The sequence below is a fragment of the Streptomyces sp. NPDC005791 genome (genome assembly GCF_042871485.1).
Taxonomy (GTDB): domain Bacteria; phylum Actinomycetota; class Actinomycetes; order Streptomycetales; family Streptomycetaceae; genus Streptomyces.
The window spans coordinates 36247-58316 of sequence record NZ_JBIAIP010000017.1 but is presented as its reverse complement, the minus strand read 5'-3'; the positions used below and the strand labels follow the sequence as shown (position 1 = coordinate 58316).

22 protein-coding genes and 1 pseudogene are annotated in these 22070 nt (G+C 69.6%); 7 read left to right on the top strand and 16 right to left on the bottom strand.

Going from position 1 to position 22070, the window contains the following annotated elements:
* Window positions 1-58 precede the first annotated feature (58 nt).
* The 5 genes from ACFYSH_RS28500 to ACFYSH_RS28480 all read right to left on the bottom strand — a co-directional run bounded on the left by ACFYSH_RS28500 (window position 59) and on the right by ACFYSH_RS28480 (window position 3858).
* Window positions 59-1126: a DUF2637 domain-containing protein gene (locus tag ACFYSH_RS28500; protein WP_388756254.1), complete on the bottom strand. Its 1068-nt coding sequence runs from the start codon at window positions 1124-1126 to the stop codon at window positions 59-61.
* Window positions 1123-1689 (bottom strand): WhiB family transcriptional regulator, encoded by a 567-nt coding sequence (locus ACFYSH_RS28495; protein ID WP_359468881.1) that lies wholly within the window; start codon window positions 1687-1689, stop codon window positions 1123-1125. Before ACFYSH_RS28495 ends, ACFYSH_RS28500 begins: the two co-directional genes overlap by 4 nt.
* A 117-nt stretch (window positions 1690-1806) precedes the next feature.
* Window positions 1807-2511 (bottom strand): ATP-binding protein, encoded by a 705-nt coding sequence (locus tag ACFYSH_RS28490; RefSeq protein ID WP_359468883.1) that lies wholly within the window; start codon window positions 2509-2511, stop codon window positions 1807-1809.
* Complete coding sequence (locus ACFYSH_RS28485) at window positions 2511-3530, bottom strand: hypothetical protein (protein ID WP_359468885.1); 1020 nt, start codon at window positions 3528-3530, stop codon at window positions 2511-2513. The genes ACFYSH_RS28490 and ACFYSH_RS28485 overlap by 1 nt, the downstream gene beginning before the upstream one ends.
* Before the next feature lies 1 nt (window position 3531).
* A complete protein-coding gene (locus ACFYSH_RS28480) occupies window positions 3532-3858 on the bottom strand; it encodes a transcriptional regulator (RefSeq protein WP_359468888.1) in 327 nt (108 codons plus the stop codon).
* A gap of 440 nt (window positions 3859-4298) precedes the next feature.
* Between ACFYSH_RS28480 and ACFYSH_RS28475 the strand changes: the two genes are divergently transcribed.
* Window positions 4299-4745 carry a Secondary metabolite protein gene (locus tag ACFYSH_RS28475; RefSeq protein ID WP_093798523.1) on the top strand — a complete coding sequence of 149 codons (447 nt, stop codon included), beginning with the start codon at window positions 4299-4301 and terminating at the stop codon, window positions 4743-4745.
* A 42-nt stretch (window positions 4746-4787) separates the two neighbouring features.
* On the opposite strand, the gene ACFYSH_RS28470 is transcribed toward ACFYSH_RS28475, so the two are convergent.
* Window positions 4788-5630, bottom strand: coding sequence for a helix-turn-helix domain-containing protein (locus ACFYSH_RS28470; protein WP_352261346.1), 843 nt, complete (start codon window positions 5628-5630; stop codon window positions 4788-4790).
* 343 nt (window positions 5631-5973) lie between these two features.
* On the opposite strand from ACFYSH_RS28470, the gene ACFYSH_RS28465 reads away from it, so the two are divergent.
* The 4 genes from ACFYSH_RS28465 to ACFYSH_RS28450 all read left to right on the top strand — a co-directional run bounded on the left by ACFYSH_RS28465 (window position 5974) and on the right by ACFYSH_RS28450 (window position 9442).
* A complete protein-coding gene (locus ACFYSH_RS28465; RefSeq protein WP_359468892.1) occupies window positions 5974-6516 on the top strand; it encodes a regulator component in 543 nt (180 codons plus the stop codon).
* A 20-nt stretch (window positions 6517-6536) separates the two neighbouring features.
* Window positions 6537-7673 (top strand): MAB_1171c family putative transporter, encoded by a 1137-nt coding sequence (locus ACFYSH_RS28460; protein ID WP_359469018.1) that lies wholly within the window; start codon window positions 6537-6539, stop codon window positions 7671-7673.
* Between the two features lie 19 nt (window positions 7674-7692).
* Window positions 7693-8871, top strand: a complete 1179-nt coding sequence (locus ACFYSH_RS28455; RefSeq protein ID WP_359468895.1) for a cytochrome P450 — start codon at window positions 7693-7695, stop codon at window positions 8869-8871.
* A 67-nt stretch (window positions 8872-8938) separates the two neighbouring features.
* A complete protein-coding gene (locus ACFYSH_RS28450) occupies window positions 8939-9442 on the top strand; it encodes a DUF6924 domain-containing protein (RefSeq protein WP_359468897.1) in 504 nt (167 codons plus the stop codon).
* A gap of 84 nt (window positions 9443-9526) precedes the next feature.
* Here the strand turns inward: ACFYSH_RS28450 and ACFYSH_RS28445 are convergent, their stop codons facing one another.
* The 10 genes from ACFYSH_RS28445 to ACFYSH_RS28400 all read right to left on the bottom strand — a co-directional run bounded on the left by ACFYSH_RS28445 (window position 9527) and on the right by ACFYSH_RS28400 (window position 20349).
* Window positions 9527-10036, bottom strand: coding sequence for a topology modulation protein (locus tag ACFYSH_RS28445; protein ID WP_359468900.1), 510 nt, complete (start codon window positions 10034-10036; stop codon window positions 9527-9529).
* A 195-nt stretch (window positions 10037-10231) separates the two neighbouring features.
* A complete protein-coding gene (locus ACFYSH_RS28440) occupies window positions 10232-11362 on the bottom strand; it encodes a hypothetical protein (RefSeq protein WP_359468902.1) in 1131 nt (376 codons plus the stop codon).
* 90 nt (window positions 11363-11452) lie between these two features.
* Window positions 11453-13522, bottom strand: a complete 2070-nt coding sequence (fxlM, locus tag ACFYSH_RS28435; RefSeq protein ID WP_359468904.1) for a methyltransferase, FxLD system — start codon at window positions 13520-13522, stop codon at window positions 11453-11455.
* A gap of 21 nt (window positions 13523-13543) precedes the next feature.
* Window positions 13544-14809 carry a lanthionine synthetase C family protein gene (locus ACFYSH_RS28430; RefSeq protein ID WP_388756246.1) on the bottom strand — a complete coding sequence of 422 codons (1266 nt, stop codon included), beginning with the start codon at window positions 14807-14809 and terminating at the stop codon, window positions 13544-13546.
* Complete coding sequence (locus ACFYSH_RS28425; protein WP_388756243.1) at window positions 14806-17901, bottom strand: lantibiotic dehydratase; 3096 nt, start codon at window positions 17899-17901, stop codon at window positions 14806-14808. The genes ACFYSH_RS28430 and ACFYSH_RS28425 overlap by 4 nt, the downstream gene beginning before the upstream one ends.
* Window positions 17902-18011: 110 nt before the next feature.
* The gene (locus ACFYSH_RS28420; RefSeq protein WP_028444064.1) at window positions 18012-18191 is read right to left on the bottom strand and encodes an FxLD family lanthipeptide; all 180 of its coding nucleotides are present in this window, start codon (window positions 18189-18191) and stop codon (window positions 18012-18014) included.
* Window positions 18192-18379: 188 nt separating this feature from the next.
* The gene (locus tag ACFYSH_RS28415; protein ID WP_388756240.1) at window positions 18380-19033 is read right to left on the bottom strand and encodes a hypothetical protein; all 654 of its coding nucleotides are present in this window, start codon (window positions 19031-19033) and stop codon (window positions 18380-18382) included.
* Window positions 19030-19233, bottom strand: a complete 204-nt coding sequence (locus tag ACFYSH_RS28410) for a DUF5999 family protein (RefSeq protein WP_037830893.1) — start codon at window positions 19231-19233, stop codon at window positions 19030-19032. The genes ACFYSH_RS28415 and ACFYSH_RS28410 overlap by 4 nt, the downstream gene beginning before the upstream one ends.
* 44 nt (window positions 19234-19277) lie before the next feature.
* Window positions 19278-19439 (bottom strand): DUF6302 family protein, encoded by a 162-nt coding sequence (locus tag ACFYSH_RS28405; protein ID WP_388756238.1) that lies wholly within the window; start codon window positions 19437-19439, stop codon window positions 19278-19280.
* 301 nt (window positions 19440-19740) lie between these two features.
* Window positions 19741-20349 (bottom strand): hypothetical protein, encoded by a 609-nt coding sequence (locus ACFYSH_RS28400; RefSeq protein ID WP_388756235.1) that lies wholly within the window; start codon window positions 20347-20349, stop codon window positions 19741-19743.
* Between the two features lie 290 nt (window positions 20350-20639).
* Here ACFYSH_RS28400 and ACFYSH_RS28395 point away from each other — a divergent pair.
* Together ACFYSH_RS28395 and ACFYSH_RS28390 are read left to right on the top strand one after the other, a co-directional pair.
* A pseudogene (locus ACFYSH_RS28395) lies at window positions 20640-20858 on the top strand (helix-turn-helix domain-containing protein); the annotation flags it as partial.
* 135 nt (window positions 20859-20993) lie between these two features.
* A complete protein-coding gene (locus tag ACFYSH_RS28390) occupies window positions 20994-22067 on the top strand; it encodes a DNA-binding protein (protein ID WP_388756322.1) in 1074 nt (357 codons plus the stop codon).
* The last annotated feature ends 3 nt before the right edge of the window (window positions 22068-22070 follow it).

Here is a 22070-nt window from a genome sequence, read left to right as displayed (position 1 = left end):
GCGGAGCGGGTGACCGGCCGGGGTGACCGGCTTGGTCACCCACTCCGTGGAGGTTCGGTCAGGGCCGGGAGGAGGTGACCGGCTGGCGGTGCTGCTCGCGCAGCTGGGCCATCAGCGCGGTCAGGGTGTCGCTGGACAGCGGGATCTGCTGACCTCGTATCGCCTGGGCGACCACCTTGCGGGTCAGTTTGTCCTCGGCCCTGACCGCCGACCGGGCGATCTTCAGCAGCTCCTCGGTGTCCGGGTCAGGACGCCGGTCACCAGTCGGCCGAGCGGCCCGGTCAGTGACCGGCGGCGAGGTGACCGGCGGGGCACTGACCGCCGCCGGGCTGCCCTGGCCATCACCGACCGGGGCCGCGCTGTCGGGGCGGTCAGCGACCGTCCGCCCCTTGTCCGCCTGTCCCGGCAGGTCAGGGGCACCGTGGCTCCGGTTGCGGTGGTCGGTGACCGACTGGCCGCTGGTGGCCGGGGTCGAGTCTCCGGTCACTGACCGGGTGGCGGTGTCCTCGTCGGTCGGGGACAGCGGCAGCCGGTCGGTCAGCGCGGTGACCGACTGACCGGACTTGACCTGACCGGCCGCTGACTGCTGCTGACCGGCTCGGTCGGTCCGGGTGACCTCGATGGCGTCGCCCCGATCGGTCAGACCGAGGTGACCGGGCTGACCGAGGTTCTGCCGGTCAGTGTCCTTGACCGGGCCCCGGGCGATGAGGATGTAGAGGTGGACCGCTCCGGCCAGGGCGAGCGGGGCGATGGTGGAGAGCACCGCGACCACCGCGTCACCAAGTTGGAGGCCGGTGCCGGCGACCGTGTCTTGGTTGATGCGCACGGCGTGGAGTGCGTTGGCCCAGATGCTGGCGGCGGTGGCCGTGCCGAAGAGCGTCCAGACGTAGAGCCGGGCGCGCAGGGGTGCGTTGCGCAGGACCAGGAGGGCTCGGATGCCGTAGGCGATGAACCCGTCGATCACCAGGGGGAACAAGTAGGTAAGGAAGCCTCGGATGTGGATAGCCACGGCCATCTGCTGCAGGGCGTCGTACGACAGCGCGCACCCCGCGCCCCCGAGGGCCACGACAGCCGCGCGGTCCCACCCGGATATGTGCGCCGTCTTCGGCGCGCTTGCGGTGTTCATGCCGCCGTCCCGAAGTCGTCGCGGATCAGGCGCTCGCCGGTGGTCTCGGGGGATGGGGTGTTCGTGGTGGGCTGGTTCAGGGTTCGGTTGCGCTCGGCCCGGCGGATCTCGCGGTATCGCTTTTTGGCGTGCTCCTCGGTGACTTTCAGAAGCCAGGCCAAGCGCTGCTCGCTCACCCCGTGGCGGTAGGCCGCGTGCTCGACCGCGCGGCGCTCCGCATGGGTGAGGTGCACGTCGCGCCCGGCGATGGTGGCATTGACGCGGCTGTAGTCGAGGCGGCTGGCGAGTTTGTCGTGCAGCGGCCCACGCTCCTCTTCCGTCAGGCCGCCACGGATCCCGTCGGTGTCACCCCCTTCCAGAGCGGCGTCCAGGCAGGTGCGGCGGACCAGGCACTGGCCGCACAGGGCCTTGGCCGTGGCGATCTTGGTGGTCTCGTCGGGTTCGGGGAAGAAGACTTCGGGATCCACCGGGTTGTACTCGGTGCTCTGGCAGACGGCGTCGGCCTGCCAGGTCTGGTCACCGAGCTGACGGTGGTGGGCGGGGCCGTTCATCGTGCTGGTCATGCGGGGTGCTCCGATCGCCCTCCGCGCGCAGGGGCGTCGGCGGAGAGGTTCGCTGGCGGTAGGTGCCCGGGGGACGGCGCTGCGAGGGCGCGGTCCGGCGGAGTGGCCTGTGGAGGGTCAGGCGGCGGCGCTGTGGCGTCTGCGGTCGGCGGCCTCGAACTCGACTCGGGTGGTCATCTGCGCGAGCCTGCTGGCGACGCGATCCCCGAGGTAGGAGCGCAGGTCCTTGATCGCCAGGTTGGTCGTGATCAGCGTGGGGAGTTCGTAGTTGTACCGCCGGTTAATCAGCCGGTACGTCACTTCCTCGACCCACTCGCTCGCCTTGGCCGCGCCGAGGTCGTCGATGATCAGCAGCGAGCAGCGACTGACCGCCGCCAGCTCCCGCTCGCTGTCGACCCCGGGCCGGGGACGGAGATCGGCGTAGAGGTCGGCAGCGGTGGTCGCGCGCCAGCGAACACCGACCCCGCTCTGCACCAGCCCTCGCACCGCGCCGTACGCCTGGTGCGTCTTACCCGCGCCGACGACCCCGGCCATCAGCAGGCTGGGCCCGGTGGCGACCTGCCGCCGCGCTCCCCGGCTGGGTGCGACGGCCGCCTCGGTGACCTTCCGGACCCACTCCAGGACCTTGGGGTGGTCGGCGACAGCCGCCTGGTAGCGCGGGGGCATCCCGGCCAGCAGGGCATCCAGCGGGGAGAACGGCTCGGCGTCGTCGGTCAGCGCGGCGTCAGCCGGGTCGATGTTGCGGGCGGCCAGAATCCGGGCCATGCGCTCCAGGGTGGCTTCGTTGCCGAGGAGCTGCGGTTCGCGGTGACGGGTGTGCATCACAGCTCCTCGGCGTAGGCGGCGGAAGCGTTGGCCGGGTTGGTCCACGCCTGGTGGGCGGGCACGTTAGGCCGGATTCCCGGCCGCGCGTCGCCGCCGGTGCGGGCGTTCATCGCCTCGTTGACCATGCTGGTCAGCACGCTCGGGTGCTTCGGGTTGGCCGCGAAGTTCGCCAGCCCGGCTCGGATGTGATCCGGGGCGATGCCCTCGCCCAAGAGCTTCTTAGTGATCCGCCCCAGGTGCCCGACCACGTCGCTCGGGGGGCGCTCGTCGCACCCGGCGACGTACTCACCGACGAGGTCCTTGGCAGAGACGCCGGCTACGGGCGCTGTGCGCCCCGTAGGGAGAGAAGATCCAGGATCCAAGATCCTAGATCCAGGCGCCGAGCCTTCGGGCAGGCTTCGGGGAAGGATCGGAGAGCCCTCGGAGAATGCCTGCTGAGCTGGGGTTTCCGATCCGGAGCGGCCAGGGACGTCGACCGGGTGATCGGTGGCTGCCTGCCGGTCTCCCGGGGACACTATGGCGTGCCCGGGAGACGTCGAGGTGGCCTGGGCGGGCAGATCGAGGGGTCGGGGAGGGTTCGGCGAGGTCTCGGCGAGTCCTCCGGGAGTGGTGGGCGAGCCCGCAGTCTGCTTGGTGCAGTTGCCCTTGCAGGGGCCGCACCGGTCGGCAGCCTGGTGCTGCGGGCAGGAGGGGAGGCGGGACTGGCTCGGCTTGTCGATCTTCTGGTGCTCGGACCAGGTCACGATGTGGAGGTAGCGGCGGCCGTCGCAGCCGGTGTACCGGCAGATCAGGCCTGCGCTCGCGAGCTGGTGGAGACCGTCCTCGACGTGGACCGAGGTGTGCTCGGCGCGCAGGGGCCACAGGAGCCCAGCGATGATCGCGGCGTTGTCGCGGTGCCGTCCGTGGTCGTCGGCCTGCGTGAGGAGGCCGAAGAAGGTCCGCTCGGCCTCGACGCTCACTTCGGCGAGCGACTCGGAGAAGAACGCCTCCGGCTTGATGGTGCGTATCCGGGCCATGTCAGCGGCTCCGACCGGCGGCGACCAGGTCGCTGCAGGTGAGGGCGGCGCGCTGGATGTCGAAGGTGTGTGGCCGGGTCCAGTCCGCCTCCGGCCAGACCCGCAGGATCCAACGGGCGGCGACCGTCGCCGTCGTCCGGCTCACCTCCAGGGCCTTCCCACCCTCGTCCCGGATAGCGGCACGCGGGTGGGGCCACGCCCGGCTCGGGTCGGTGAGGCTGACTCGAATCGTGGCCGCGCCCGGGATCATCTCTGCGAGCTGAGCAGCGAGACGGTGCTGTCGTTCGGTATCCGGGCAGGCCGGGTTGACGCTCGGCGTGGCGAGCATGTGATACTCCGTTGTTCGTAGGAACGCGGTGCGGCGGTTCTCGTGCAAAAGCCCCGCCGCCCGCGAGATGTGGATCGGTACCCCTCGGGGTGTCGGCCCGGTGCTCGGGAGTTGGTAGCTCCCGGGCGCCGGTCTCATCCACCCCTGTGCACCCTGCGGTCGTCATGACCCGCGCGCACTCATCTCCCTCCCCTCCTGACTGTTACGTCAGCCAGTGATCTCCGCCTGTGGGCACCAGGACCATATGGCGACCCTCGGCCTAAGTCCAGCCTCTACAGACCAGCCCTCACCAGCAGCGGAACACTGCAATGGACGCTTTCCATGCACAACGTACATTGCAGTTACGCCATTCCGTCAACTGCAATGGCGAGACGCTGAACCTGACCGACCATGATCACCACTGAGGTGGATATGATGACCGCCATGACGGAGATCTGGAGATGACCGAATCGCGCGAGCGCACCTTCTCGGAGTTGCTCGACTACCTGTTCCGAGAGGTGCACCCGAAGGGACGCGGCCCTTACACCTACGCGGAGGTCTCGCAGGGCATCCGTGACACCTCCGGCGTCACCATCTCCGCGAGCGCCATCCAGCAGCTTCGCACCGGCACCAACTCGAACCCGAAGATGCAGACCATCCGTGCCTTGGCCGGCTTCTTCGGCGTGAACCCGGGCTATTTCTTCGACGAGGAGGAGGCGGAGCGCCAGCGTGCCGAGATCCAGTTGGTCGCCGCCATGCGCGACCAGGGGGTGCGTCGGGTCGCTCTGCGCGCGAACGGTCTCAGCGCTTCGAGCCTGAACATGGTGAACACCGTGATCGACCAGGCCCGAAGACTGGAAGGAATGCCCGACGAGTCGGAAGCGTCGGGACTGCTCGACGACAAGTAAGGGCTTGGCCGCACACAGAGCAGCGCGTGCCGCTCCCGTCGATCACGTCTCGGCAGGTTCAGAGTCGGTTTCCATCAGCACGATCACCCGGAGGAGGTCGCTGCGCATGGGCCGCAGGGCCATGATCCGCACGCCGACTTCTCGACCCCGATGGTGGGGAAGTCGAAGCTTGCGCAGGTCTCCGTCGGCGTGTTCGACCACCTCGCGGCGGTCCCACATCTGCCGTGCGGCCGGGGAACTCGTGAGGATGTCGCGCTCCAGCTGTTGCAGCGCTTCGTGGTCCGGATGGCGGGCGCGCTCGTAGCGGATCTGCCCTAGGTAGGAGCGGGCCCAGTCCTGCTCCCAGTTCACGAGCTGCTCGCGGGCCTCCGGACTCAGGAACGCCCACCGCATCTGATTCGCCTGGTGAGCCGCCCACGGAAACCAGTCCAGCAGCGGTTCGTTGTAGCCGATCACGTTCCAGGCGAGGTCCGTCACGAAGGCGGGATCGGGGGCCTGGCCGTCCAGAAACCGCTGCAGCACCTCGTCCATTTCCGCCGCCGCACCGGCCTCCGGAACCGCGGCGACCACCGGCGGATGGCCCACCGCCATCAGGTACAGGGCATCGCGCTCAGCGCGACTCAGCCCCAGCACCGACGAGAGTCGATCGAGAAAGTCAGCGGAGTACTTGGCCTCCATGCCCCGCTCCAGCGCCCCGTACCAGCGTTCACTCACCCCGGTCAGTCGAGCCACGTCACGCTGCGTCAGGCCCTTTGCCCTACGGCCCGGAGAGGTCAGCCCGGGGATCTCATCAGGATTCACCCGCCGCCGCCACGATTGCAGCAGCTCAGGCAGCGACTCGCCGCCACCTTCGCCACCCGCGACCCGCCCGCCCCGCACGTCCATAAGGGCGAGCCTAGGATGCGCTCACTGGGTGACATGTGCCATAGGGCGCCCAAACTCCCATCCGGTCGATCATGGTTCAGTCATTCAGCGTAGTCAGACATAACGGATAATCAAGTAATCAACTACTCAGAGTGCGAACCGCCCCGCGCCCGAATCACCGGCCTCCTACGTTTTCGGCCAACGGCGAGGAGTTGGCGACCGGGAAGGTTCGCCCCTGCGTCAGTGACCATCCGTAATCGGAACTGCCACTTCCAGGAAGAGTGAGTTCCTGCCTTCTCTTGGCATCCTCGGGGCTTCCGTCCACCCACAAGTTGACGCACCGCCGAGGCCGAAGGGGAGCACCGTGTCCTTGCCAGAAGTCGACACGCGTCGACTGCGCGCATCGTGCGAAGAGCAGATCGACCTCCTACGTCTGCCGCACCGATTCACCACCCGCCAGTTGAGCGAGGCCATAGCCGAGCTTCGCGGGAAGCCCATCGTCCTGCAGCCGCTGAGCACGCTCGGCGCGGTCGAAGCGCCGTGCGGAATGAGAATCGAGACCCCGGACGCCGATCTCCTCTTCTACGAGGAGGGCACGTCCGCCCACCACCAGCGGCACATCCTCACGCACGAGCTGTGCCATGTGTACTGCGACCATCCGGGAAGCGTGGAGGTCAACGCGGACACGGCCCGCTCCCTGGGGGTCAACCCGACGCTGGTGATGCGTATGTCCGGGCGGACGAGTTACTCGACTGCTGACGAACGCGAGGCGGAGATGATGGCGACGGTCGTCCGCCAACGCATCTACCGCGAACGCGAGGCCCCTTCGCACCGCCCCGAGAGGGGCCCGGACAGCTGGGAAGCTCTCTTCGCCCAACCCATCAGGAGAGGCCGCTTCCGCGCATGACGAATGCTGTCTTCCTCGGGATGGCGTTGTTGCTCGCGTCGATAGCTGGCTACTGGGTGCTCGGACGCGGAACGCCCCGTCCGACCGGTACCTGGGCCATGGGCGCGCTTCTCGGCTCCTTCGCCATGGCCTTCGCCTCCTATGCGCCGCTGTTCAGAAACGTCGCGGAGTCGATCGTGCCGCACGTCGGTCGGCTGCTGAGTAACTGCGCTTCTCTGGGTGCCGCCACAGCGGTTCTGGCCGTTTCCTTCCAGCTCAACCTCGAACCCTCCGAGGCGCGGCGGCGCATCAAGGTCCGTCTCGCCCTGCTCACCGCGTCGGTCGTCACCATGACCGCGCTGTTCGCCTACGAGCAGCTGACAGCTCGTTCTCCGCAGGTCTACGCGCTCTATCTACTCCCCTACATTTCGTTCCTCGGGTTCTCCGTGGTCGACTTCCTGATGCAGGCCGTACGCCAGTCGAAGGCGACTCGGCGCGACAGCATCCGGGGCGGGTTGCGGGTAGCCGCAGCAGGCTGCGTGTTCGCTCTCGTCTACGTCGTCTACAAGCTGACACGCATCGTCGGCCTCGGTCTGGGACTGGGCGACGAAACGCACGCGCAGTGCTCATCGCTCGTGACCTCGACGTGCGCCTTCAGCGTCACCTCCCCGGCACTCGCCGTCCTGCTGATCTGCCTCGGCCTCACGTGGCCCGCTGTCCTCTACCCGATCAACCAAGCCCGCCGTCGCCGCTGGGAAACCCGGTCCTTCGAGTCGCTCCGCCCCCTCTGGCAAGACCTGTCAGCCGCGATGCCGCAGATCGTCCTATCGTCGGCCGAGGACGTCGAAGGCATTTCCGACGACTCCGACTTCCGTCTGCAGCGGCGCGTCATCGAGATCAGCGACGGCATCCTCGCCCTCCGGCCGTACCGGTCGCGCAGGGTGCAGGAGAGCGCGGCGTCGAACTTCCACACCGCTACCGAGCAGGGCGCCGCCGCTGTGGAGGCGGCTGTGGTTCGAGCTGCACTGGCAGACTCGAAGGCTGGCCGGTACGCGGACGAAGTCGCACCTCCGTCGGTAGACGCCGCCGCCCGCGAGGATCTACGTGCCGACACACAGTGGCTCCTCCTGGTGGCTGACGCCTACGTCGAGCGTGTCGGCGACGACGGCCGGCCATGAGTGATTGGAACCTGAAGAAATGACCGACCCAACTCAGGACCCCGGCTTCCTCCAGAACCCCTACCCCACTTACGCGGCCATGCGCTCGGCATGCCCCGTACAGGCCGTCCCCAGCGGGTCCGGCGGGCGCCTCAGCTACCTGGTCACCGGATACGCCGAAGCCAGGGAAGCGCTCGCCGACGCCCGGCTCTCGAAGGACACCTCCGCGTTCTTCGCGGGCAAGGAATCAAAGCGGCGCCTCCACCCCGCAGTGGCGCACAACATGCTGTCGAGCGACCCGCCCGAACACACCCGGCTGCGCAAGCTGGTCACCAAGGCGTTCACGACCGGGGCGGTCGCGGAACTGCGCCCGTTCATCGCCAGGGTCACCGACGACCTGCTGGACCAGTGGCCTGTCGGTGAGCCCTTCGACTTCGTGACAGGCTTGGCCGTCCCGCTACCCGTCATCGTGATCTGCGAACTGCTCGGAGTACCGGACGAAGACCAGCCCGACATCCAGCGCTGGTCCGGCGAACTGTTCGCGGCCGGACAGCCAGAGGTCATCGACGCGGCCTCGCACTCCCTGGCCGACTACATGACAGACCTCATCGCCGCCAAGCGCCGACGCCCCGGCAAATCGCTCCTCGACCGCCTGATCTCGGCCCGCGACGGCCACGACCGGCTCAGTGAGGAGGAACTGGTCTCCCTCGCGGTGCTCCTACTCGTGGCCGGCCACGAGACCACCACCAACTTCCTCGGCAACGCGACCCTCTCCCTGCTCCAGCACCCGGCCGAACTCGACCGCCTCCGCCAAAACCCGGACGACATCCCTACGGTGCTGGACGAGTTGCTTCGATTCGACTCCCCCGTCAGCACGGCCACCTTCCGGTACACCACGGAGGCCATCACGCTCGGCGGCACCGACATCCCGACAGGCGCACCGGTCCTGGTCGCCCTCGGAGCCGCCAACCGCGACCCAGAACGGTTCCCCTCACCGGACCAACTCGATGCGAACCGGGACGCTGCCGGCCACCTTGCCTTCGGGCACGGCATCCACCGCTGCGTCGGCGCTCCCCTGGCCAAGGCCGAGGCCGAAATCGCGCTGCGCGCGGTACTGACACGGTTCCCGGGCCTCCGGCTCGCCGTACCGCCCGACCAGCTTCAGTGGCGGCACGCCCGTCTTGTACGCGGTCTGACCTCGCTTCCCGTCCTGAACTAGCTAGGACGTTTCTCTGGATCACTCCCGCAGGGGCTGGGTGTCAGTGCGGCGTGTGAGAGTGCTGGGCATGACGATGCCGGAGGGCCCTGCGCGAGTGCTGCCTGAGATTGGACGAGACTTGTTCGACGCTCTCGTCATCAGGACCGACTTCAGCGACGACGAGTCGTGGAATGCGGTGGTTGGGGAGTTGCGCCGCCCGTGGGGGCCAGGCGGTGGGATTGCCGCAACAGTGCAGTTGGTCGAAGCGCCCGCTTGGTCAGGAGCAACGCCCGACGAGGTTCTTGCCGCCGTGGTGGATGGGGACCTGATTGTCGTCTTCCTCGCTGACCGCGACACGATGAAGTCGCCGGCGCGGGCGTTGCTGGCTCTGTCGACACTCTGGGAGGACGTGAGTGGCCTCGACCCCGTCTATTACCAGGAACTCATCGAGTCGCCTGAGCCCCGTGAGTTTCGAGCCGTGCCCGCCGCGGTACACGGCGTCCAGGCGGACCTGGCGCTCGGCAACGTGGACTTCGCAGAGTACGCTGCGGCTGCTTCCGCAGAGCCTGATCAGGTGCTGCGGCCCATCTGACCGCAACAGCGGTCGGCCGCTTCCTCGACAGAGGAACGGATTGAGCTCGTTCATCCCGCACCCCCTGACCGGGGCGCAAGCCGGTCAGGACTGCTCGGCGGCCACCTTCCGAAGCCAGCGGAGCGTCTGGCGCCGGTTGGCCAGCAGTACCACGTCGGCGCCGGCGCCGAACTCCTCGATCTTCGCCATCACGCGGGGTCGCATCTTGCGCCGGTACGTGGCGACGTACTTGATCACGCCCCAGTGGATGCGGTTGTGCACTCCGTGGCCCTTGTGCCCGGCCCCGTGCCGGAGCTGCCGGGAGAAGATCCCGTACAGGGCAGCCACGGTCGACACGTCCATCAGGACCACCGTGTCGCAGGCTTCGAGCCGTACCTGCAGCGTCGAGTTGTAGTTGCCGTCAATCACCCACCGCGGCTGCGAGACCAGCTCGCGCTGCACGTCGGTGAACTTGTCCCTGGGCAACGCGTTCCACTCGTCGTCGTAGAACGCGGCGTCCAGGTGCGTCACCGGGGCGTCGAGGATCCTGCCCAGCTCGCGGGCCACGTGGGACTTGCCACTGCCTCCGCAGCCGACGATGGCGACCTTCCTCATGGTGCTCCAGCGTAGAAAGGTTGAGGTGATCGGCGAGCCAACTCCCGGGCCGTGCTGTGTCTGGCCTCTCGCCTACCTGTTCAGTTGGGTGCTCAGAGAGCCCTCTACCGACGATAGGCGTCGCCACGCGCCCTGGCTCCCCTGGTGCTCGACGCCGTGCAGGGTGGGCTGCTCTGGCTGCCCAAGCGTTACACCTCAACCCTGTGCGCCAGTCCCTTCCTGCTGAGGGTGGGAGTGTCCGACGCTGGCGCGGATCACCTCGTCGCTGCCCCGCAGCGCCTCTGCCATCCTTGCGAGCCAGGGCTCGGGGAGGCTGCCGCTCCCCAGCGCGCATGCACGGACAAGCCGTTGGGCCGCCCCGACCTGGCGCGGCTCGGCGAGACTGGTGAACCGGTGGTCAGCCAGACATTCACGGGCGGCGTAGCCGTCGGTCGCCGCGGCGGCCCGGCGGTGGAGCTCCGCAATCATCCGGTGCGCTGCATCTTCCTGGTGCGGCTCCAGCAGGTCCAGGATCGTCAGGCCGAGGCGCGTGTCGAAGACGGTCATGCCCTGGTCGGGTTGGTGCTCGACGTAGTCCTCGACCAGCGTGTCGAGGAGGGGTACGGCCGGGCCGCGAAGGGCCTTTCTGCACATCACGTCGAGGCAGCCGGTGACGGCGTTCTCCCAGCGTTCTCCGGGTGAGGTCATGGTGATGAGCGCTGCGGCGTCGGTGGGGGTGTGGCTGAGTGCGGCCAGGACGGCGACCTGGCGGCCGTCCAGCATGCGCTGCCCGATGCCCCGGTGTTCCTCGATGTGGGCCAGCGCCTCCGCCCAGCGGCTGGCCGTGGTCAGGGTGCGGGTGCCGTCGGCCAGGACTACCTTCCACAGCCAGGTGCGCACCTCGTGACGGTCGCTGTCGGTGAGGGTGAGGTCGGCCGGGACGTGGACCCCCTCGAACTGAGCCCTGGCGCCGTTGGTGACGGCATCAAAGAGGTGCAGCAGACGGTGACGCCCGTCGTCGGCGGCGCCCGCGCGGATCTGGAGGCGGGCGAGGTTCACCACGGGTTCGAGGGCGCGGATCGCGCTCATGCCGGGCAGGGGGGCGGCGTGGAGGTAGGCGGCGGCGTGCTGGTGGCACATCTTCCGCGCGAGGGCGGGCAGCCCGAGGTCGGAGGCGATGAGGGCGGCCTGGTTGTAGACGGCCGAGGCGAGGCCCTGGTCAGCCTTTGCGGCTGCGGCGTCGGCGAGTTCGGCCAAGCCGTGCACGCGCCGGGGCAGGGGCAGGCACGCGGGTCGGAATCGGTAGATCAGCGGAAAGCGCTGGGCTATGGGTCCGTTCAGGTCCATGAGGTCCCCCGGGGGTGAAGACGACGAGGAGCGGGGAAGGGCCGCGTGGTGCCCGCCGGCCGGTCGGCGGGCACCACGCAGGCGGATCAGCTACTGCCAGGTGACGCGGACGCGGTTCAGCGGGGTGTCGAGGACGAAGACACCGGGCTGCTCGTCCGCGGGCGCGTCGAGCGGCAGGATCTCGAAGGCGGCATCCCGGCCGCGGTACCCGCGGTCCCAGGTGCGGACCGCGTCGGCAACCTTCGCGGCCAGCTCATCGCTCCCGGGGCCGTGGCCAATGACGCCGAACTCCCAGAGCTTGTCGCCCTCGGGGGTCTTCTGCTCCGAGGGACGCCGCGCGAGGTAGGAGAGGGCGCCCTTCTCGACGGCGGCCGTGGCCGAGGGGTAGGGGTCCTCGGTAAGCACCGTGCCCTTGGCGGTCTGGGGGAAGAGCATCCGGAGCAGCCCGGACGGCATGACGCAGGAGACGAACAGCTCCATCCACTCCGGGGACTCCCCGGCGCGGACCGTCATCCCCGTCCACTCCTCGACGCGCGGCTGGTCAAGAACACCGGCAAGAGCATCGGCGTCAAGCGCCAGTCCGGCCGAGGCCTGGAGGCGCACGGCGCCGTCCGTGCTGAGCGGCACGGCGCGGCGGTCGTCGTCGGCGATGCCCCGGCGCAGCGGCATGAAGGTGTTCATCTCCGAGCCGACCGACTGCCACCGGCCGTCGCGCTTCACGTAGATGATGGAGCGCGAGACGCTGCCCGTGAGCCGCTGCGGGGTGATGAGTCGGCCGCCTTCGGCGAGCTGGTCGAGCCAGGCGTGGGGGATGCCGTGCGCGCCGACGGTGGCGATGATCCGGTCGTACGGGGCACCTTCGGCGTGGCCGAGGGCGCCGTCGCGCGTCAGTGCCTCGACGTTGGTGGCGCCGGCGGCGGCGAGGTGGGCTCGGGCGCCTTCGACCAGGTCGTCATCGACGTCGATGGTGGTGACGTGTCCGCTCGGGCCGATGAGGTGGCCGATCAAGGCGGCGTTGTAGCCGGTGCCGGCGCCGAGTTCGAGGATGCGCTCGCCCGGCTGGGCTTCGAGTTGGTCCAGCATGAGGGCGACGACGGCCGGCTGGGAGGCGCAGGAGATCGAGGTGCCCTCAGGGTCGTACTTCACGTTGACCGGGTGGTTGGCGTAGGCGTCGGCCAGCGGGGTGTCGGGGACGAACAGGTGCCGGGGCACCGCGCGCAGGGCGGCTTCGACCTCTGGGGTGCGGGCGTGGCCGTCGGCCTTGATCTGGTCCACCAAGGCGTGGCGGAGCTGTTCGGCGTCGGCCTCAGGAGCGGTGAGTGTGTCGGTGTTCACCGTGCTGACGCTATGGGCCGCGGAGCCTGATTCTGTTGCTGACGCGGTGTTTTCACTCGAACCCATGATTGCCTCTCGTGCGATGTTGAACAGGGTGTGCTGGTCGGCGGACGGCAGACCGGCACGGTTGGCGTGGAAGATGGCGTGGTGCGCGATGACGGCGCGCAGTCCGCGGGTCAGGTCGCCTTGGGCGGCGAGGTAGGCGAGCGTGGTGCCGACGCGCTCGAAGGCGGCGACCCAGTCGGCGTGGCCGTCCAGCGGCCCGTGCTCGCGGCACAGGCTGCGGGCTTCGGTGGTCATCAGGGTCCGCATTGCCGAGGTCAGGCGCGGGGACCCGGGCGTACCGGTACCAGGGCGCAGTGCGGAGACCTTCGCCCACACGTCGCCCTGCTCGAACCAGTCGAGGTTCGCGGCGCGCATCATGCTGCTCATCAGCAGGATGGCGGTCTCGTGTCGCCCTACGTGCTCGTTGTGGACGGGGTAGGTGAGGAGGTGGCGGCTGTCCTCGTGGAAGAGGGCGTGCGCGGCCGTCATGGCGTCCGCCCCACCGAACGCCTCGGTCTCCAGCTCGTAGATCCCGGTCGTGCAGGACTGCGCCGTGCCGTCGGCCACCCACTCGTCCAGCAGAGTCAGCACGGTCGGTGACGGCTGGTCGGCGACGTATCGCAGGCGCCAGGGCTGCTTGTTCATGAACCACCAGCCGCTGAGCTGCCCGTCGGCCTCGGCGGCGAGCAGCACGGGGGCTAGGCGTTGTGTGATGGCCCGTCGCCCGGTGTCCCGGTCGGGGAAGGTGATGTTGTGCTGCTGCCAGCGGTCGGGGCACATCGAGAAGTCCTTCGGTCGGGTTCAGGCGGTGAGCAGGCAGGCGTCCCAGGCGGTGCGGGGTGGCTCCGCGCTGTCTGCGGTGGTCAGTCCCAGCGCGGTTCCGGCGGCACCGTCGAGGAGCCCGGCGCCCGCCGCGTCCTTCAGCAGCAGGGCAGCGGCGTCGTCCGGGTCGGTGCCAGGCGGGGCCAGCATGGTGAGAAGGGCGGGGATGATGGCGCGAAGCTGGCCGGCAGTGGCCCGGTCGGCGTCGGCGGCGGCACGCGCCGCAATGTGGACGAGTCCGGCGAAGCCGTGGCACAGGCCGCTGTCCGTGGTGACGCGAAGCTGCACGCGGTCGCTCAGTGCGTCCAGCAGGGCGGCCTCGGCCTCAACCTGGAGGTCGCTGTCGCCGAGAGCGAGCGCGGCGAGCTGCTGGGCACGGGCCAAGCCCGCGGTGCCGTAGCACCAGCTCGGCCGCCGTGGTGCCGCGGCCGCGGGCCGGCCGCTGCGCAGTTCCTCGCGGCTGATCCAGTACGGCCAAGCTGTGCCGCGCCCGGTGGGCGCCTTCCACTGCTCCAGCCAGGCAAGGATGGTGCGCATCGCCTGAGGGTGGCCGGTGACGGTGGTGCCGCGGCGGGCGGCAAGCGCCAGCAGCGCGAGGACCGCGCCGACGCCGTGCGCCATGCCGTGGTTGGCGTGCCCGCCGGGGAAGCGGTCGTCCGGTCGGCCGGACGGCCCGGTCGGTACCCACCAGCCCGGCAGGCGTTCGCCGCTGTCGGTGACCGGGTCGGTCAGGCGCACGCAGTAGTCGAGAACGGCCCGGGTCACCGGGCCCGCAGGGTCGCGGCGCAGCAGGTAGGCGCCGTACCCGCTCAAGCCCCGGATGGCGTCGAACTCGGCGAGTGCCGGAAGCTGCCCGGCTTCGATCCGGCGGTTCGCGGCGTCAAGGCGCCGCCGGGCGTCTGCCGTCACCTGCCGGTCCAGCACATCGAGGCCGCGCCGGTAGGAGTCCGGAAGCTCGTCGGCGGCGCACGCCACGGCATGGGCGAGCGCCGGGGCGCCGTAGAAGGGGTGGCTGTCCGGGCCGCTGGTGAAGGACTCGCGGGTCGAGGCGGCCAGCCAGTCGTGGGCGCGCTGCCAGGGGGCAAGCCCGGTCGCGGCGCGTTCGATGTGCAACAGGGCGATGCCTGTCGGGCCGTAGGCGAGGTGCTGCCGGTTGGCGTCGTCAGTGGCCGCCGTCGGCGCCTGGTCGGGGTGGGCGAGCCGGTCGGCGATGGCGGCGGCCACCGCGGCTGCTGTGTGGGTCACGGTCGCCTCCCGGCGCGGGCGGTGAAGGCCAGGGCGGCGGCGCGGGCCAGATACAGGCAGACCTCTTCCTCGGGGAAGTCCACCGCGACATGCCGCACGAAGTGGACGTGCAGCAGGGAGGTCAGCACGCCGTCCACGGCGATGCCGTCGGCGTGCGGGCCGGACAGGTGCGGCCCGTACGCGGCGAGCGCAGCGGTGCGCTCGGCCCAGGCGTCCACGATCGCGGCGCCGCCGGGCGCTGACCGCAGGGCCGCCCAGTCACCGCGCGGGTCTGCCAGCCGCACGGCGTCGGTGAACTGCGAGCGGGGTACCGGGTTCGGCGCGGCCGGCTCGATGTGGTCGATCAGCCAGCGCGCGCCGGCGTCCGGGCCGCCGAGGAGGGCGGAGGCAATGGCGAAGAAGTGCGCGGCCACGAGCGTGCGCTGCGCGGGCCGGACAGGCTGGGCGAGCTGCGCCACCGTGGCCAGGGAGTCCGCGCGGAACACGGCCTCGGCCGCGTCCCATGCCGGTCCGGAGCCCCACCGGCCCGTCTCGCGGTAGGAGGTGGGGTAACGCAGGTCCGCCAACAGCCCAGCGGTCCGCAGCTCGTCGGCCCAGGCGCTGACCGTGTGGGTGGTGTCGGCGAAGTCCTCCGGGTCCGGCAGTGCGATCCGCAGGCGAAGGTGCTGCTGGGGGTCGCGGAAGCGGACGTACCACCAGGGAGGAGAGCCGAGGCGCCGCATCAGGTCGGGCACGTGCCGAGTCAGCAGGGCGTCTTGACGCCGCGGGTCGCCGTACAGGGCTACGAGGAGCACCGGGGAGGTGGCCGGGGTCTGGATCTGGGCTGGGGAGAGCGTGCGGGCGGTGGTCGGCGTAGGCAGCGCAGGCCAGGCCAGAGGACGGACCGCTTTGAGGGGTACCACGATCTCGTGGGCCCGGCCCCCGCTCCAGCCGTCCGCCCCGGGAGGAGCGGCTTCCGTCAGCAGCGCCGTACCGGTGCGGTCGAGGTGCTGGCGCAGCAGGCTCCGGTGGCCGGGCTCATCGAGGTCGAGCGGCAGGCGCCGGTCGTCCTGGACGAGGTGCACGTGCTGTGGCAGGCGCCGGCGCTCCCGCCAGCCGGACAGCGCCGCGTCCCAGTCCGCGCCGGGGCAGTGGCGGTCGGGGAGGTCGCCGGCCTCCAGCCTCCAGCGGGCCGCGACCAGCACGATGCGGCCGTACCGCAGGCGGGGGAGGAACGGCATTGCTGCGGCGGCGCCCCAGTCGAACCGGGTGACCTGGGCGTTCTGCGCCCGGGACACCTCGGTGATCAACCGCGCCAGGGGCGGGGTGTGCTCGGCAAGGTTCAGTGCATGCATGCCGACGGCCTCGACGCGCAGCCCGCGGCCCGGAGCCGCCAGGTACATCCGGCGCCCGTCGCACGCCACCGCCAGATCCGCCGGCGAGAGCACTGTGGCGTCGGGGGCGCGGTGCTCTTGCAGGCTGATCACCAACGGCAGCACGCGCGGGGTTCGGGTGACGTGGGCGGTGTCGGGCAGCAGTGCGGGGAAGGAAAGCTGCGCCGCCACCGTGCCCTCGTCAGCCGTGGGTAGGCCAGCCAACTCCGCGCGCAGGCACTCGCGTTGTGTGGCCGGGAGGACGCTGAGGAAGCGTCCGGCGGTAACCCCGGCTCCGCGTGACACGCTGGTCAACTCCACAGTGAACCGCCCACGGCGGACTTCGGCGAGGGTGGCCGCGTGCAGCCGCACGCCCACCTCCAGGTGGCACGGTATCCGCAGCTCCTGCGGGCCTCGGTCCAGGGCGGCCACGATCTCGTCGGTCAGCACGACCTCGCCGCGGCCGTCGAGCGCCGCGGCCTGGGCGAGGCGGAGCAGCACGTCGTCCCGCGGCGACAGGCGCCGGCGGCCTTCGCCGGTCGGCCTGCCCGGGTACCCGTCCGGGTAGCCGACGCCGCTGTCTGCGACAACATCCATAAGCGGCACCATGGTGCCGACGCCGAACCGCTCATAGAACCGCTGGTGGTACTCGTTCCACGGCTCGGTACCGTATGGGCGGGCGCAGAGACGGGTGAGGATAGTGGCGGCGCGCTCGACCTCGCGGGCGACCAGATCGGGGAGCACCACGGTGGCGTCCAGGCACAGGTCCAGGGCGAGCGGGTGACGGCGGAGGCCCGGCACCAGATCGCGCATCCGGGTCGCTACGGCGTCCCGGCCCTCTGTGGTGCCGCACTGCTCCAGCCCGGCGTGGACGGCGCGCAGCTCTTGGACGACGGGTGCCAGGAGACGAATGTCCTCGGCACGGACCGCGTCGAGCTGGGTGACGAGGTAACCGAGCGCGTCGGTCTCGGTCGCCGGCGCGTGGAGGTTGGTGATCAGCACGCGCCGCCGCACCAGGCCCGCGAGGAGCCGCTTGACGCGCTCCGGGGCCACGGCCGGGAACTCGGCCATCAGCTTCTCGGCGAGTTCCCCAATCCGGATCGGCGCGTCAGTCGCGCGGAGGATAAGCCGGACCGGCGCCGACAGCTCGACGGACGCCTCGACCGCTCGCCGCTGACCAGTCGGCCCGTCGTCCTGGTAGGGGACGACGAGACCGCCATCGCGCTCGAAGGTGGTGTTATTGACGACGACCGACAGGAGCGGCAGCAGCTCTCCGCTCCTTTCTAACTGCTCGATCAGCCTCCCCACCCACTCCGCACCGGCGCGGGCCACGACCACGTGGTTCTGGCCCCAGCGGGAGTGGGGCTCGGCGTCGAAGGTGGCCGTGGTGACTCCGGCGAACAGTCCGAACGGTGTGGGCCGGTGCAGCGCGCGCAGGAGGTAGCGCGCCACTGACACTCCAACGCGGCGGACTTCGCGGGTAGAAGGGGAGTTAGCACTCTCCAGGACCTCGACTTCGGCGGCGAGAACCGGGCTGGCATGGCGGAGGGCCTGTGCGATGCCCGGGTCGTGCCAGATGCTGCGAATCCAGGCGAGGCGTCCGGTGATGACCTCCTCCAACTCCTCGGCTCGGAAGGACCGGTCGTCGAAGTCCGGTAGGGGAAGCTGGGTCACCGACGGTCGAGCGGCTGCGCGCACCAGGGCGGTCGTGCCCGCCTTGAACGCTGGGGGTATAGCCACGTGACGTGTCCCTTCGTGCGTCTGGAGGGGCGGTCGGAGCCGACGCGCCAAGTAGCGCGACAGCACCGACCGCGGTTCATGACCTGATGACCGGGTTCAGACGGTCAGGGTCAGTCGGTGAAGGTGACGCAGGCACCGCAGGAGCTGCCGCACCCGTCGTCGGTCAGAACGGTCAGCCCGGCCGCGTCGGACACCTCCAGGAGGGAGACGTTCAGGTCGAACCCGTCCGACTGGCCGCCAGCCGTCGGCTCCTGGACCTGGGTGGTGCTCTTGGTGACGATTCGCGTCATAACAACTCCAGGTGATTCGTTGGTGTGTAGGACAGGTGGTGCTTGCCAGCGCACTGAGGACCGTGGCGTAGCGACGGGGCTACGCCATGGGTTCAGGTTCTGGCCATCCCGGTCCGATGGTCGGGCCGGGAAGCTCTGGGGTGCCGCTCGACGGTCCGGTCCTTTGCCCAGGACCGTCGAGCAGCCGTCTATGCGGCGGGCACAAGATCGTCCAGGCTGACGACCTCGTAGTCCCGCAGTTCGCGTACGAGCTGAGAGGCGAGGAACCAGCCGATCTGGGGGTGGTCGTAGGGCAGGGGAGCGTCCGAGGCGGCGAGGGGCTGGATGCCGTCGGCGGTGTACTGGTACGGGGTGCCGATGACGCCGTAGAGCGGGAACCGCGTGGCCAGCAGGGCGACGTGGCCCTGGCTCCTGAGTCGGGGGCACCGCCGGGCCGCCATCCGTGCGTGCTCCAGACACACCGGCGGCTGCGCGGTCTTCACCGGCCCGGCGTAGTCGTCGCCGTCGTCGGCCGTCTCTACGAAGAGGATGCCGTCGCTACGCTTCAGCGGGACCGTGCACACCTGGCAGCGCAGGAGCGCCATCGTGATGCGCTGGCGGAGCGGGTGCACCAGCCGCCACCTCGGGTTCCCGGTGGGCTGTCCCGCGAAGCCGAGTGACATGGAGTACCGGGCCCACAGCACGCCGCGGAGATCTCGGTCAGGCCCTGCCTCGTCCTTATACCCGAGCCGCGGGCGCCGGTCAGGACCGATGCGTACGTTCAGATTGAGGAGGGAGTCCGCCTCTTCGCCTTCACGGGCGGTGATGTACGGAACGACCAGGTCGGCTGCGGTGATCGTCATGCCGCGCTTCCGACCGTGAGCGCGAGCGGCCGGTGGGGGGCGACGATACGGCCGTCGGGGAGGAGTTCTCCGGTGTCCTCGAAGACAAGCACTCCGTTGCACAGCAGGCTCCAGCCCTGCTCAGGGCGGTGCGCGACGGGTCGCGCGGCCTCCCTGTCGGGAGCCATGGCCGTGGGGCACGGCGGGTTGTGCGCACACATGGTGCTCGTCCTCTCGGGTGGAAAGTTGGGCCCTCTTCGGCCAGCTACGGTGCCGTGGGGGAACACGGTTCGGGCACGGCCGAAGAGGGGGACTTGTGGCACCGCCCCATGAAGGCCGCTATGGCTGCTTCGCTGTAGCCGTAGAAGCGCCCCAGGGAGGTGGCAGTGCGGTCGCCCTCGAGCGTGAGTGGTCTCTCTCCGCCCACTCGACAACGAAGCAGGGACCCGGGTAAGACGACCACTGCACGCGCAGGTCTCTTTAATCGCGGTCATGCCGCGCCCTGCGGGTCACCTGCAGGCACGATGCAAAGGTCGAGTCCCACCTCACGGAGCGGCAGGAATTGTGTTGCCTTGTTGGTGTATCCCTCGAACGTCAAAACGGCCCTCCGATCAGGCGGATTGGTAGACGGTGACGAGCACTGCGAACACGGTGACGACGAGGAGAACCTGAGCGCTGGCCTGTCTCCAGCCCCAGCCCTTCGCATCCATCCACCGCAACGGCCGCCTTCAAGTCGGACCGGACAGCTCCTCGGGGATCACGAGGTGAATGAATGCCTGGTACCGCTCACCCAGCTCCTTGATCACAGCGCGATACTCGTCGTCATCGGAGCTGATGTTGTGCCGGTCGAGGACGATCACGCCGTCCGCGAAGCCGCCTCGGATCAGTCGCTCGACCTCCCCCCAGCCAGGGCGCTTCCAGGGCGGCGTGTAGACGCCACAGCCGGCACCCGAGCCGGGGAGGCACGTCGTGGTCACGGGAACGGCTACGTCGTGAAACCTCGCTCCCATTGCGTAGCCACTCTGCTCAGCCTCGGTCTGGAGGGTGTTCCAGTCCTCATCAGGCCTGGCACTCCTGCTAAGCACCAAGCTGTACGCCAACACCCGGAGACGGCGATCACCGGAGCGGCGGTCGCACCTTTCAGTCGCCTCACGACGGAACTGCTGACGGAGCCGGACGAGCTCGCCGCTGCGCGCCGGACGCTCCAGCGGGGCGGGTTTGCGGTGCCACTCCTGGGTTCGAGCAGTGTCGGTGTCCGTTCGGTCCCGGGATCCCATCAGGCTGATCCGTGGACTGGAGACGGCGATCATGTCGTCCAGGCTTCTACGTGTCTTCATGGTCGCCTTCCCCTAGATCGCGCTCAGCCCGCGCAGGGCTCATCCGACGGTTGCGCGATGCGTTCGGTCCGACCGACCACTACGTTCGCTACTGACGTGAATCAGGTCCGTGCCAGGCGCCGTTCGGATACCGTGTGATCAGCTCGTACCGACGATGAAAGCGGTACGGAACCCCGGTGGGCAGGCCCTGGATGGAGCCTCACACGCTGGCTCCGCAGGCCCCATGGAGAGCCGCCTCTGTCGTTGACATCGACCGCGGGTGAACGAAAGTCCACGGTGGAGGAGGAAGCGTGGGGCAGCAGCCGAACGAGCTGACTCCGGACGCCGGCCCATGGCACCGCTGGGGTTACGAGCTACGCCAGTTCCGCGAGGCCCGTCTCCTGTCGCAGCAGGCTCTGGCTCGCAGGGCGTTGATCGACCGTTCACATCTCGGGCGCTTCGAGCGCGCTGAACGTCCCGTCCCGAAACATGCGGCCATCACTCTCGACGACATCCTCGATGCCGCCGGTGCATTGGTTCGTGGCTGGGACAGCGCGGAGCGCGAGGCCCCCCAGGATTACTCTGTCCCGGTGTCCAGAGCCGGGACAGCGACTCATGGGGCCAGTACACGGGGTCATGGGGCCAGCGACCCGGAGACCCTGGCCATGAACGCGGTCGTGCGGGCAGGCTCGCTTGGAGACGACACGGACACGGTCGTCGTCCCCGCCCGCATCCACGGAAGGATCCTCTTCGTGCCCGTGCCCCGCCGCGTTGTTCTCGCATCAGGGATCGCCGGCCTGGCTGCGACAGCCATGTCGGCCGCGACGCCGGCGGCTGCCACCGAACTCGCCGACATGGGGTCTCCCTTCGAGCACTTCGCGCAACTCCGCCGGGTCATGATCCAGACCGACAACCTCATCGGCCCCCGGCACATGTTGCCCGCCCTGCAGCAACACCTCGTCTCCCTTGCCACAAGACGTCGATCCGCTCGTGGCACCGACGCCACCAAGCTTCTCGCCTTGGAGACGCGATACGAAGAGCTGGCAGGCTGGTTCGCCCAGGACATCGGCGACGAGCGCACCGCCCACGGCCACACCGCGAAAGCACTGGACGCTTCTCACATCACCGGCGACACCGATCTCACCGCGTACATCCTCGGCCGTAAGGCACAGCTGGCTGTCGACACCGGTCATCCTGCCGACGCTCTCGGCCTCGCCGCAGCCGCCCGACGCACCGCCCGGCCCGGGAGCCGCCTCGAAGTCATCGCCGTTCTGCACGAGGCCCACGCGCATGCCGTACTCGGTGAAGGCGGTGAGGCCCACAGGGCGTACGACACCGCGCTCGCTCTTCTCGTTCGCGCGGGCTCCGACGGTGTCTGGGGCTCCTGGCTCGATACGGCGTACATCAGCACCGCCCGGGCCCGCTCCCTCGCCGCGCTCGGCGAGTATGAGCAGGCCGCAGCAGGCTTCGACAGCGCCCTCACAGTGCTCCCGCCCGCATATCGCCGGGACCGCGGTGTCTACCTCGCTCGCGCTGCACGTGCCCACGCGGGCACAGGCAACGTAACCCTCGCTGCCCGAATCGGCGGGCAGGCCGTCGGGATCGCCGCCGAGACCGGATCCGCGCGCATCTTCGGACAGCTCGACCGGCTCGACCAGGCACTGGCCCCCGCAACCGGCGAGGACGGCGTCGCCGAGTTCCGAGCCTCACTCGACCGAATCGTTCTGCATCCTGCCTGACCC